The organism is Vibrio sp. 10N.286.46.A8, from assembly GCF_041470165.1.
Classification (GTDB): Bacteria; Pseudomonadota; Gammaproteobacteria; order Enterobacterales; family Vibrionaceae; genus Vibrio; species Vibrio tasmaniensis_A.
In genome coordinates, this window is record NZ_JBFRLX010000040.1 from 27,787 (window position 1) to 39,759 (window position 11,973).

Below are 11,973 nucleotides of genomic sequence, written 5' to 3' on the forward strand. Positions count from 1 at the left end.
AACTATTGCGAAAAGAAAGAGGAAGGTAGGCCGCGCCATTTAGCTGACTGGCATTCGCTCAAAGCGATCTTTTACGAAATCAATGAAGGTTCGAATTCGACTTGGTTGATAGCGGTCTCGATGGTAGATCGCTGAAAAGTCCACTTTAGGCACCACCCACTCATCAAACACCTGCTCTAGTTGTCCGTCATTGAGTTCTTGTAAACAATAGATGGTTGGCACACGAATAATTCCGTTGCCTGATTTCGCCCCCTGTACCAACACTCGGCCATTTTTACATTGCAGCCTGCCCGTCACATGCACATCGACCGTTTTCTTGGTGTCATCCAACGCTTGAAAACTCCACTTACGCACTGACCCCGTTAAGCAATCATGATGGATTAGATCTTTAGGGTGATTTGGCTTTCCTTTGCGAGCGAAATACTCAGGACTCGCGAGTGTTCCCATCTCAATGTCCAAAAGCTTTCTTGCGATAAAGCCCGCGTCTTCTAAGCTTCCCATGCGAAAAGCGATATCGAAAGCATCTTCAATCAGATCCACTCGGTTGCTACTAAAATCAAGGCTAATACTGATGTCTGGGTAGAGCTGCATAAACTCATTGACCAGATCCGCGATGATCACTTCACCAAGATAACCCCCGACACAGTTTACTTTTATGTCGCCACGTACTTCTTCGACATCGTCCACAGCAGCAATCAGAGCTTGGTCTATATTATCTAAGGCTTGTTCACATCTCGCGTACAGATCTTGCCCTGCATGCGTCAGTCTTAAAGTTCGAGTGGTGCGGATAAACAACGTCACGCCCATCTGCTTTTCTAAGCTACTCACTTGGCGTGATACGTGGGAACGAGACACATCAAGCTCCTCCGCCGCTTTGGTGAAGTTACCTAAACGAGCGATAAGCACGAAAGAACGAATATCAGATAGGTTAATTTGATTGAGCATGGTCGCCAGCTTACTTGTGAAATTTAGAAGTGATGAAGCTATAGAGTTATGACGCTATAAAGCTATAAAGTGAACACCTTTATTGTTGCATCACAGCAACAGTGTTTCAAGTAAAGCGCTATATATCAACAATGCTATTTTCCTTAATATACCTCCATCGCAACGAAGCAAGGCAACAAGCACTTGATTCGAATGCACTTAAACAACACGTCGTAGCCAACCGACGCAATAAAAGTACAGAGGAAATAAAATGAAAAAACTAATCGTAATTACAGGTGCAAGCTCTGGTATTGGTGAAGCAATCGCTCGTCGTCTAAGCGATGAAGGTCACCCTCTGCTACTTTTAGCTCGTCGTGTTGACCGCCTTGAAGCGCTGAACCTACCAAACTCACTGTCAGTAAAAGTAGACGTAACAGACAAAGCGTCTTTTGATGCAGCAATCGCACAAGGTGAAGCGAAATTTGGCCCTGTAGACGCGCTTATCAACAACGCTGGTGCAATGCTTCTTGGTCAAATCGATACTCAAGACGCTCAAGAGTGGAAGACAATGTTCGACGTGAACGTGATTGGCCTTCTAAACGGCATGCAGTCTGTACTTGCTCCTATGATGGAACGCAATACAGGTACTATCATCAACATCAGCTCAATCGCGGGTAAGAAAACATTCCCAAGCCACGCTGCTTACTGTGGTACTAAATTCGCGGTACACGCTATTTCTGAGAACGTTCGTGAAGAAGTGGCGGCTTCAAATGTTCGTGTTACCACTATCGCACCGGGTGCTGTAGAGACTGAACTTCTGTCTCACACTACATCTCAAGAAATCAAAGACGGTTACGATTCTTGGAAAGAAGACATGGGCGGCGTACTGGCTGCTGACGATATTGCTCGCGCGGTATCGTACGCTTACCAACAACCACAGAATGTATGTATCCGTGAGATTGCTCTAGCACCAACTAAGCAACAGCCATAGGCCTTTGCTATCGCTACTAAATAAGCGATGAACTAAAAAACGCCACTACTTAACAAGTAGTGGCGCTTTCGTTTTGGTGGTAACGATGATTGCAATCGCCACATCAATTTTTACTCATGCATGATTTGCTTGCGTTGTTTGTGACGTTGTTGATCAAAAGAAAAAAGCGCCCAAGCTGGCTGGAGCTTGAGCGCTTTTAACAAACTAAAGATGTTGATTAGAAGTTGTAACCACCACCGATCATGAATACCCATGGATCAATATCAACGTCAGTTGAGTACTGTTTCCCACCAGCCTTGTACTTGGCTGTAGTATCGATGTCTGCGTACCAGACGGATGCGTTTAAAAACCAGTCGTCGTTGATCATGTAATCCATACCAACATTCGCAGCCAGTCCCCACGAATCATCAAGGGACAAGTCACTTAAACCAGCATCTTTAGCCGCACCATTAAGCTCTTCGTCAAAGAATACGGTGTAGTTAATACCAGCACCTACGTAAGGACGGAACTTGCTGTTTGCTTCGCCGAAGTAGTACTGAACCATCAACGTTGGTGGTAAGTGTTTTGTCTCGGCGATATCACCTAAACCACCATGGTTTGTAGAAATTGTATGGGAGAACGGCGTCGCTGCAAGAATCTCAAGACTGATGTTGTCTGTAAACATGTAGCCAAATGTCAATCCAAGTTGGGTGTTTGAATCCACACCAAATTTTGAACCCGATGTCTCCAAAACATCTCCACTGCTATCGTTAGGAGACACTATTGCGGCACCAGCACGGATGATGAAATCACCTTCTTTATGAGCAAAAGCACTAGTTGACATAAGAGCCGCAACAACCGCAATACCACATACTGTTTTTTTCATTATAATTTCCTTTTGAGGGCTTAATCGTTATTGGTGAATGAGTAATCATTTCTTATTTTGCGTGCAAGGTAGCATATAATAACCCTACTTTATTGATGGAAATCAATTTGTGAAAACTTGTGAGAACTTATGTAAATTTGCATCGACTTGATCACTTTATTGCTTCATTTTATTGACAATTTTGTAATGCAGCTTTCCCGTGCGTCATTTTGTTAATTTAACCCATTCACCTTGCCCGGATCTGTTTGGATCAAAATAGAGCAAGCCAACACCTCGTACGCATCAACTTGGTGCAATCTCGCAAAATTCATTCTCATCTCGTTTAATATTCAATGGGTTACATTTGGCTTAGCGCTTGCAAGTCTATGTTCATAATCATAAATACATTGAGGTTCTGACCATGCAAGACACTCTTACAATCGTTCTGGCCGGCGGTGTTGGCTCTCGGCTTTCTCCCCTTACCGATAACCGTGCAAAACCTGCGGTACCTTTTGGCGGTAAATATCGAATCATCGATTTCACGCTCGCGAACTGCTTACACTCTGGGCTGCGCCAAATTTTGGTGCTGACTCAGTACAAGTCTCACTCTTTACAAAAACATTTAAGAGATGGTTGGTCGGTGCTTAACCCCGAGCTCGGCGAATACATCACCAATGTCCCCCCACAAATGCGTACAGGTGATAGTTGGTATAGCGGTACTGCCGATGCAATTTATCAAAACTTGTATCTGCTTTCTCGTAGCGAAGCTAAGCATGTAGTGGTGTTATCAGGCGACCATATCTATCGCATGGATTACGCGCCAATGCTCAAGCAACATAAAAAGAACGAGGCCGATCTAACCGTAGCGTGCATGGAGGTTTCAATTGATGAAGCCAAAGAATTTGGTGTGATGGAGATAGATGAATCTCTAGAGATCAATAACTTTACCGAAAAGCCACGCTACCCCGCCAGCGTGCCCGGTAGACCGACCCGAAGCATGGCTTCAATGGGGATTTACATCTTTGATAAGGAAGTTCTGACTCAAGCACTACTGGCGGATGCCGAAGATCCGAATTCAAGCCATGATTTCGGTAAAGACATTATTCCTAAATTGGTCGGCAACAACAGTGTTTACGCGTATAAGTTTGGCGACGAAGAAGGCCGAGTGACCCAAGATGCGTACTGGAGAGATGTGGGTACCATCGACTCTTACTACCAGTCTAATATGGATCTGTTAAAGCCAGCCTCACCTATAGATTTATACCAACCAGATTGGGCAATTCGCACCTACGAGCCACAACTGCCACCTGCACGCACCATTGCTTCTGTAGAAGGAAACCAAGGAATATTCATCAACTCGATGATAGCGAATGGCGTAGTGATCGAAGGCGGCTCTGCGCAAAACTCTATCTTCTTTCCTAAAGTGAAAGTCAGTAATGCCGCGATTGTGATTGATAGTATTCTGTTTGAAGATGTTGAGATTGGGAAAAATTGCCACATACAAAACTGCATCATAGATAAGAACGTCAAAGTGCCAGATGGCACCCAAATCGGTATTGATAACCTTGCCGACGCTAAACGCTTTCACATATCGAAACAAGGCGTCATTGTGGTGCCCTCTTCTTACCAATTTGAAGAATAGCTATTGCTAAAACCAGATGGCGCTATAAAGGCAACCAAGAGTTGCCTTATTCAATAGTCGCATTCACGGAGCTTTGCTTTTTTATATAAACCATACTTTTTATATCAACTGCAGTGATTTAATAAGAAAGCAATATCGGCATCAAACTAGCAATGATTTATAAAACTTAAACTAGAATAAGTATTTGAGCTGACGTTTGGTTAAGGCGATAAAACCTAGGCTGGCAAGGTAGATTAGAGGAATGCTTCGCGAGTGAGGTATTTTTGAACATGTATTGAAAACACGAAACATAATATGCGATCAGTTCTTCGGACTTTCAAGGGAGTAAAGGGAGATTATTTGATAACACTGAAGTGAATCACACATGTGCTATATCGCAGTTGGTTAAACTAACCGATGTTTGCTACGTTTAAATGACACAGTCATTGGAAAGGTATGATTTATGAAAATAAATGTTCAAACACATCATGTATCAATTAACGACGAGTCACGCAAAGACATCGAAGGTAAATTCGAGAAGATATCTAACCATTTCCCATCACTGATCAGCTGCGACATCATCATCACAAAAGAACATGGTCAACACCAGGTTGAAGTGTTCACCAACTACGAAGGTGTACGTGTAAACGCAAAAGCTACAGATGACGTTATGTATCCAGCTATCGCTTCAGCACTCAAGAAACTTGAAGCAGGCCTAAGTAACCGTAAGGGACAATTGAAATCAGACTTACACGAGAAACCAACGAGCACGAAGCCAGAAATTGCTTCAGACATCATCCAAGAGATGAAACTGGTATAACTCGACTAATAGTTAAAGCGCACTGACGAATAGAAGCGCACAAGAATTCCAAAGCCAGCATGCGTTGCTGGCTTTTTCGATCTACACCTCAATCCATTTATCAATCAACCTATTAATCACTTTAATTTTGTATCGCGACTGTCTAACACGCGTTCGCTTCCAACCTTAAAACACAGCCCAATCCTAGATCTTTTTGACCAACTTATGTCACTGACTGCTATAACAATCCCTAGTAGTATTTGATACAGTTATAAGCAAGAATTTAAACAAGAAAGGAATGTTTATTATGAAAAAAATTGCATTAATTCTATTTCTCGCGACTCAACTTATGGCCTGTACAGAAGTGGGCAGTGAAGCTTGGTGTACTGATATGAAAGAGAAACCGAAAGGCGACTGGACTGCCAATGAAGCCGGTGACTTTGCTAAGCATTGTGTTTTCTAAACACAGCTCAGCATTAATTAGCAACACTGAGTGTAGACGTTTAACGACGAACTGCTCACTCTAAGCAACACAATCAATGGAATAGTGAGTTTTTAGATGGAACACCAACTAGGTAATGACTGGCAACACATCAACTGGGTATTAACCGACGTCGATGACACGCTCACTTGGCAAGGCTCACTCCCTCCTGAAACCTTGATTGCGTTACAAAAGCTAAGAGACAATGGAATCAAAGTGGTCGCTGTAACGGGAGCCTGTGCTGGTTGGTGTGACCATATTGCGCAGCTTTGGCCTGTCGATGCAGTGCTAGGAGAGAACGGCGCCTTCTTACTAGAGAAGCAAGATGGTGCATTACAACTCTCATCTGAAACACCGCTAGAACAAGTGCGTCAGAACCAAGCAAAGCTAAAACAAGAAGTTGAAGCGATCTTGTTGAGTTACCCCGACCTCTCGCTAACTTTGGATCAATCTTACCGCTTGTGTGAGGTCGCGATTGATATCGGCCAAAACCGTAAGCCTGTTGATCCTGAAACTGTTCAAGCGGTACTCGAAAGAATACACGCTTTAGGCGCACACGCGACGGCAAGTTCGATTCATATCAATGCTTGGTATGGCGAACACTCAAAGAAAAACGCCGTGCACCGTTTCCTGGCTGATAAAGGCTTATCGCTTGAGAAAATCCAAAATCAGGCCTGCTATGTCGGCGATTCAATGAACGATCAACAGATGTTCGAATCACTGCCACTCACCGTTGGCGTGGCAAACATCAAGCATTATTGGGATAAGTTAGATCATCATCCAAGTAAGGTGATGTCGCAGCCGGGTGGCTATGGGTTTGCAGAATTTGTGGATGCGCTGCTGGCAGTTAAAAGCTAGACACTTAAAACGAGTCACGCCCTTCTACTTCTAACAAGGTCTTAGGTCACTCAATAGACATAAAAAAACGACCGCTAGGTAGACCGAAGTACCTAGGGTCGTTTGAGCTTCAAAATGCTAGATAAGCTCTTAACTTTGACACATCACACAAAACACGCTGCATTGCACCATATGTTTATATGAGTTTGTTACGGATGTGGATCACCACTGCTTCTGCAACGATAACCACTGCGAAGATACTCACCAACACCATTGATACTTTCTGCCACTCAAAAAGGTTTTGCGCATCGTTTAGCACCACGCCAATACCACCAGCGCCCACTAACCCCAATACCGCAGATTCACGTACATTGATGTCCCAACGGAACAGCACGATGGAATAGAACGCTGGCATTACTTGTGGCCAATAACCTTTAAGTAAAACGCTCATCCAAGAAGCGCCTGTCGCGCGTAAAGCTTCAATAGGCCCCATGTTCACTTCAGCGATTGCTTCCGCGAACAGCTTCCCTACAAAGCCGATACTACGAATAGCAATTGCCATAATGCCTGCGAGAACACCGGGGCCAAAAAGTGCGATGAACAGCAATGCCCAAACCAATGAGTTCACAGAGCGTGAAGACACGAGAAAGAATTGAGCAATCCAATTCAAAGCTTTATTCGGAGTGATATTTGGCGCGTTCATCAGCGCCAAAGGGATAGCAAATACCAAGGTAAACAAGGTACCTAACGTCGCGATGTGCAGTGTCTCAATCATCGCTGCGTGAATCGACTCAGGATAGAACGCGTAGTCCATTGGTACCATACGCTCGAACATGTCGGCAAACTGGGCTGGCGCGTCGTATAGGAACTCAGGAATCACTTCAACGGTTTGCCAAGACCAAACAATCGCACACACTAAGCTAAGGTAAACGGCAAATCGAGCCACGCGTTCGTTTGGTGTAAAGCGCTGCCACTCTTTATCGATAGATGCAGTTGTCATTAGAAGATTCTCCTAACAATGTTGGAAAGAAATTCACCCACAAGAATCAATGCGATAATGGTGATCAAAATAGCGGCAACGAAGTCGTAATCAAAACGTTGGAATGCTGAGAAAAGCGTACCGCCAAGACCACCCGCACCCACGATGCCAACCATGGTTGAGTTACGTAAGTTTGAGTCCAATTGGTAGCTAGCAAAGCCAATGAAACGAGTAAATACCTGTGGCATAACCGCGTACAGAATGACGCTGACAAAGCTCGCCCCCGTTGCTTTAATCGCTTCAACCGGTTTAAAAGAGATCTCTTCAATGGCTTCAGCGAAAAGCTTGGCAATAAAACCAATCGATGCGAATACCAAAGTCAGGATCCCAGCAAGGGCACCGAAACCCACCGCTTTCACAAATAGAATGGCAATGATCACTGGGTGGAAAGAGCGACACAGTGCGATGAAGCCACGAATAGGTGTCGATACAATCGAAGGCATCATGTTTCTTGCGGCAAGTAAGCCAAGAAACAATGAGATGATGATGCCGAAGAAACTCGAAATGATCGCTATCTGTAAGCTCTCGGCTAAGCCACTTAGCAGTAGATTAGTACGCGAGAAATCTGGCGGGAACATTCTTGATAGTAACCGCTCACTTTCACCAAAACCGATGACCAAACGCTCAAAGGTCAGCCCTAACGTCGAAAAGCTGTAAAACAGGTAGCCAATGATTGCAGCGATAATTGCACGGTTAGTCCATGAGGTTTTGAACGGGTTTTCATGCTTCGCTGGCGACTGGTTTGACGGTATGCTTGGCGACGAGCTTGGGTTTAATCCAGCCATGACTCACCCCCATAAATGATTTTTAGGTCTTCTTCTGAGATCCCTTCAGGGCTACCGTCATAATGCACTTTACCGTTACACATGCCGATGATGCGCTTGGCATAACGCTTGGCTAAGTTCACATCGTGGATATTCACCAACACTGGGATGGTTTTCTGTTCTGCGAATGTCTCCATCAACTCCATGATCTCTACCGCGGTTTTTGGGTCGAGTGATGACGTCGGTTCATCCGCCAATAAGATATATGGGTCTTGCATGACTGCGCGAGCGATACCGACACGCTGTCTTTGGCCGCCCGATAAACTGTCGGCACGTTGGTTAGCAAAGTCTTGTAGGCCAACAAATTCAAGTAACTCGAACGCTTTGGCGAGGTCTTGCGCAGAGTAGTTACGACGCCATGCATTCCAAGCAGTCATGTAACCCAAACGGCCACTCAACACGTTCTCGATAACCGTTAAACGTTCCACGAGGTTATATTCTTGAAACACCATACCGATATGTCGACGCTGTTTACGTAGCGCTTGGCCTTTTAGTTGAGTCAGGTCTGCGCCATCAAATATGATCTCACCTTGGCTTGGATCGTTGAGTCGGTTGATACAGCGCAGAAGCGTACTTTTACCGGTACCAGATGGACCAATGATCGCGATGATACCTGGCTCATCGATATCAATATTAATGCCTTTAAGGATTGGCTTGCCTGCCACGTATTCGTGGAAAAGGTTGTTTATCTTTATTCCTTCATAGCTTGCTACGGCCATACTGCATTTCCTTGTGCGAATTTTCGAATGATCTATGCCCTACCCGCGAGGGCATAGATATTTAGTTGAAGTAGGTGTTTTTAAAGGGCTAAGTCTTTCTAAAACTTATCCTTCCAACAGAGCTAAGAACTAGCCGTTGTTTGCTTGTTTTGCTAGCTCAGCGGCTTTTTTCTTTGCGCGTTTAGCCGCATCTTTTTCAGCCAATTTCTTCAAGCCAGTTTTGGTGTAAGCCGTACCTGTCGCATGAGCGATATCACGAATTACATCCCACTCTTCTTTGTAGCTGATTGGAGAGAAACGGTCGGCACCTTTAAACGATGCGCTCATTTCTGGTGTAAAGCGGTAGCTAAAGAAAGCCTCGTTGATCTTCTCAACTAGCTCTGGTTTTAGGTTGTAAGCATAGCCAAACGCAGACGTTGGGAAGCGTGGGCTACGGTAGATGATCTTCAGTTCAGAATCGTCGACACGACCTGCTGCGACCATGCGGTCATAAACGTCAGATGCCACAGGTGCCGCATCATAGTCTCCGTTGAAGACACCTAGAATCGATTGGTCATGCTTACCTGAGTAAAGCACTTTGTAATCTTCATCTGGCACTAGGCCTTTCGCTGGGAATAACGCACGTGGAGCTAGGTTGCCAGAGTTGGAAGATGCAGAAGTGTGTGCAACCTTTTTACCTTTCAAATCAGACATTTTGTTAATGCCGCTGTCTTTACGCACAATCGTGATTAAGTTGTAGCCTTGGAAGCCAGACTCATCGCCCTTCACAGCGATTGGAACGTAACCCGCGAGGTTAACTGCGTAGCCTGTTGGGCCCGTAGAAAAACCAGCAACATGCAGTCGACCAGAACGCATCGCTTCTACTTGTGCAGAGTTCGAGTGAACTGTGTAGTAAATCACTCGCTTACCCGTAATTTTACTTAGGTGAGCTTGGAAATCCGCAAACGCATCTTTGTACAACGCAGGGTCTTCTACTGGCGTATAAGTAAACACAAGCGTACTTGGGTCGTTCCACTCATCTGGGTTCTTTGGTGAATCGGCCACCAAATCTTGGTTTTCATCACAGTATCGATCGTCTAACACACCACGGCTAGAGCAGTCGCTTGCCATAGCCATTGAAGGAAGTAGTAATGAGCTAGCGATTAACAGTCCTTTAACACTGATTTTCATATTCAAACCTTACTTTTACTTATTGTTGAAAGTCACCTTCGCTATTGCAGCCTTTGTGCCACCTTTCAACTTCTTTAATTTCAATAACTTAAAACCAACCCTAAATTGGAAAATTACTTTTGTGTCATTACTGTCCAACCAAGAAGTGTCTATTTGGGTCATTTATGTCCCGTCAATTTCGGTGGTAAAAAAAGAGCCCGAAGGCCCTTTGGTTCACTGCTTTTTCTCTTATTATTCTTTGGCTAAGCGCTCTCAGAATCGCCTATGCGTCGCTGTCCATGCAGTTAGCGTAATAAGTTACCGTTGCAGGCCAATCGCTGAATACGCCCATCACACCAACATCTTGTGCCAACACATCAAGCATTTTCATCATATCGCCATCATTGTTGATGCCATCTTTCACGCTCTTGTAATACCAACCACCGCCTTGCGCTAGCGGGCCAGAACGTTCCAGTGTCCATGCGATAATGTCGAGGTCTGCATCCTTAGCCAGTTTCGCGTAGTTAGACGCCACTAATTCGTTGTTCTTATCAAGTTCAACCAAAGCAAACAGAGGTGGTGCGATGATATTCACGCCCGCATCGTGTAGCTCTTTCATGTTTTCAACAGACGCGACAAAGTCCGCTTGCTCATAAACACGGTCATCAAGATAAACCGCTTGTTTGCCGAACTTCGGCGTTTCATTGATCCAATACTTCACATCATCCAAGTTGAATGACTGGAGGTAAGTCTCAGAAGGCTTGAAACCCGCTTCTTTCAGTTCATCCACCAACTTCTGCGCATACATCTCTTGGCTAAATCCATTGAAAGGCATATCTACCGCGGCTGATTTCAATTCAGGAGTCACTTTCACGCCGTGCTCTTTAAACAGTGCTGCACTTTCTGCGTGCGTCATCAGTGTGCCACTTTGGCTGTAAAGATCGGTTCTCCAACCAGGTGTGCCATTCATGTACTCTTCAACCGTGGTTGCTTTTGGGTTCGCACCATCCATTTTACCTTTGAGCGTCTTAAACTCAGCCAGCGTGAAATCAGAGGTACGACACTCAACCTGCGCATCTTCGCCTGTCGCCGGGTTGGCTGGCGTGAACGGTGTTGAACACTTCTTAGCGAGATCTGGATGCGCCAAAACATCGGTTGTGGTGTGCAGATCACTTTGCGAGTGACGACATACCAACGCCTTGTCTTTGGTGAAAGTCACATCACACTCCACGACGCCTGCGCCCATTTGAATGGCCGCTAAGTAGGATTCTTTGGTGTGCTCAGGAAACTGCATCGCAGCTCCGCGATGTCCAATAGAAAAATCACTACGATGAAAAGGTCCTTCACTGCAACTCAACAGCTTGGTTTTCAAAGGGCTCTCATCCATATTGTTCACTAAAAAGAGGGGACGAGGACCTAAGTCGGCTGATTCTGCTGCGGCCCATGCCGTCATCGAGCTCACGCCTAGTATCAGAGCAATCGAACCTTTCAGTATTTGCTTCATGTTTGTATCTCCTTGCAACAAGCAATTATTTTTCTAACTTCCTTTATTCGATCATTCGGTGTTGGATAGCTGTCATATATAGATAGCTGTCATATATATTTTGACTCAACACCGAATAACCTCATGTGAACGTATGCCACAACGTAGTGATTGCACGCTTTATGCCAAATGTTAAAGCCCTTTTATTACAATCACTTGAAACGATTAACCATTCGACTAAAAGTTAAATGGGTCATTGTTG

General features: G+C 44.8%; 12 protein-coding genes. 5 read left to right on the plus strand and 7 right to left on the minus strand.

Annotation, left to right across the window (positions count from 1 at the left end; all coding sequences use genetic code 11):
• Positions 1-39 precede the first annotated feature (39 nt).
• A complete protein-coding gene (locus AB4232_RS05210) occupies positions 40-945 on the minus strand; it encodes a LysR family transcriptional regulator (RefSeq protein ID WP_135382747.1) in 906 nt (301 codons plus the stop codon).
• Positions 946-1,195: 250 nt separating this feature from the next.
• Here AB4232_RS05210 and AB4232_RS05215 point away from each other — a divergent pair, with 250 nt between their 5' ends.
• The gene (locus AB4232_RS05215) at positions 1,196-1,915 is read left to right on the plus strand and encodes an SDR family oxidoreductase (RefSeq protein ID WP_009846263.1); all 720 of its coding nucleotides are present in this window, start codon (positions 1,196-1,198) and stop codon (positions 1,913-1,915) included.
• A 217-nt stretch (positions 1,916-2,132) separates the two neighbouring features.
• On the opposite strand, the gene ompW is transcribed toward AB4232_RS05215, so the two are convergent.
• A complete protein-coding gene (ompW, locus tag AB4232_RS05220; RefSeq protein WP_012601085.1) occupies positions 2,133-2,780 on the minus strand; it encodes an outer membrane protein OmpW in 648 nt (215 codons plus the stop codon).
• A 400-nt stretch (positions 2,781-3,180) separates the two neighbouring features.
• Between ompW and glgC the strand changes: the two genes are divergently transcribed.
• From glgC to AB4232_RS05240, 4 genes are all read left to right on the plus strand, one after another.
• A complete protein-coding gene (gene glgC / locus AB4232_RS05225; protein WP_065678951.1) occupies positions 3,181-4,401 on the plus strand; it encodes a glucose-1-phosphate adenylyltransferase in 1,221 nt (406 codons plus the stop codon).
• A gap of 442 nt (positions 4,402-4,843) precedes the next feature.
• Positions 4,844-5,200, plus strand: coding sequence for a ribosome hibernation-promoting factor, HPF/YfiA family (gene hpf / locus AB4232_RS05230; protein ID WP_009846260.1), 357 nt, complete (start codon positions 4,844-4,846; stop codon positions 5,198-5,200).
• A 286-nt stretch (positions 5,201-5,486) separates the two neighbouring features.
• Complete coding sequence (locus AB4232_RS05235; RefSeq protein WP_004732998.1) at positions 5,487-5,642, plus strand: DUF3012 domain-containing protein; 156 nt, start codon at positions 5,487-5,489, stop codon at positions 5,640-5,642.
• Between the two features lie 96 nt (positions 5,643-5,738).
• Positions 5,739-6,518, plus strand: coding sequence for an HAD-IIB family hydrolase (locus AB4232_RS05240; protein ID WP_372086460.1), 780 nt, complete (start codon positions 5,739-5,741; stop codon positions 6,516-6,518).
• A gap of 175 nt (positions 6,519-6,693) precedes the next feature.
• Here AB4232_RS05240 and phnE (AB4232_RS05245) read toward each other — a convergent pair whose 3' ends face one another.
• From phnE (AB4232_RS05245) to AB4232_RS05265, 5 genes are all read right to left on the minus strand, one after another.
• On the minus strand, positions 6,694-7,497 hold the full coding sequence (gene phnE / locus AB4232_RS05245) for a phosphonate ABC transporter, permease protein PhnE (RefSeq protein WP_372086462.1): 804 nt from the start codon (positions 7,495-7,497) through the stop codon (positions 6,694-6,696).
• The gene (gene phnE, locus AB4232_RS05250) at positions 7,497-8,321 is read right to left on the minus strand and encodes a phosphonate ABC transporter, permease protein PhnE (RefSeq protein ID WP_372086464.1); all 825 of its coding nucleotides are present in this window, start codon (positions 8,319-8,321) and stop codon (positions 7,497-7,499) included. The genes phnE (AB4232_RS05245) and phnE (AB4232_RS05250) overlap by 1 nt, the downstream gene beginning before the upstream one ends.
• The gene (phnC, locus tag AB4232_RS05255; RefSeq protein WP_372086466.1) at positions 8,309-9,079 is read right to left on the minus strand and encodes a phosphonate ABC transporter ATP-binding protein; all 771 of its coding nucleotides are present in this window, start codon (positions 9,077-9,079) and stop codon (positions 8,309-8,311) included. The genes phnE (AB4232_RS05250) and phnC overlap by 13 nt, the downstream gene beginning before the upstream one ends.
• A 129-nt stretch (positions 9,080-9,208) precedes the next feature.
• Positions 9,209-10,249 carry a phosphate/phosphite/phosphonate ABC transporter substrate-binding protein gene (gene phnD, locus AB4232_RS05260; RefSeq protein ID WP_004732989.1) on the minus strand — a complete coding sequence of 347 codons (1,041 nt, stop codon included), beginning with the start codon at positions 10,247-10,249 and terminating at the stop codon, positions 9,209-9,211.
• A 262-nt stretch (positions 10,250-10,511) separates the two neighbouring features.
• Positions 10,512-11,732, minus strand: coding sequence for a glycerophosphodiester phosphodiesterase family protein (locus tag AB4232_RS05265; protein WP_372086468.1), 1,221 nt, complete (start codon positions 11,730-11,732; stop codon positions 10,512-10,514).
• Positions 11,733-11,973: the final 241 nt, after the last annotated feature.

What these genes read in the sequence shown, in the direction of transcription:
- AB4232_RS05210 (WP_135382747.1), bottom strand. Translation starts at nt 945, where the DNA reads ATGCTCAATCAAATTAACCTATCTGATATTCGTTCTTTCGTGCTTATC.
- AB4232_RS05215 (WP_009846263.1), top strand. Translation starts at nt 1,196, where the DNA reads ATGAAAAAACTAATCGTAATTACAGGTGCAAGCTCTGGTATTGGTGAA.
- ompW (WP_012601085.1), bottom strand. Translation starts at nt 2,780, where the DNA reads ATGAAAAAAACAGTATGTGGTATTGCGGTTGTTGCGGCTCTTATGTCA.
- glgC (WP_065678951.1), top strand. Translation starts at nt 3,181, where the DNA reads ATGCAAGACACTCTTACAATCGTTCTGGCCGGCGGTGTTGGCTCTCGG.
- hpf (WP_009846260.1), top strand. Translation starts at nt 4,844, where the DNA reads ATGAAAATAAATGTTCAAACACATCATGTATCAATTAACGACGAGTCA.
- AB4232_RS05235 (WP_004732998.1), top strand. Translation starts at nt 5,487, where the DNA reads ATGAAAAAAATTGCATTAATTCTATTTCTCGCGACTCAACTTATGGCC.
- AB4232_RS05240 (WP_372086460.1), top strand. Translation starts at nt 5,739, where the DNA reads ATGGAACACCAACTAGGTAATGACTGGCAACACATCAACTGGGTATTA.
- phnE (WP_372086462.1), bottom strand. Translation starts at nt 7,497, where the DNA reads ATGACAACTGCATCTATCGATAAAGAGTGGCAGCGCTTTACACCAAAC.
- phnE (WP_372086464.1), bottom strand. Translation starts at nt 8,321, where the DNA reads ATGGCTGGATTAAACCCAAGCTCGTCGCCAAGCATACCGTCAAACCAG.
- phnC (WP_372086466.1), bottom strand. Translation starts at nt 9,079, where the DNA reads ATGGCCGTAGCAAGCTATGAAGGAATAAAGATAAACAACCTTTTCCAC.
- phnD (WP_004732989.1), bottom strand. Translation starts at nt 10,249, where the DNA reads ATGAAAATCAGTGTTAAAGGACTGTTAATCGCTAGCTCATTACTACTT.
- AB4232_RS05265 (WP_372086468.1), bottom strand. Translation starts at nt 11,732, where the DNA reads ATGAAGCAAATACTGAAAGGTTCGATTGCTCTGATACTAGGCGTGAGC.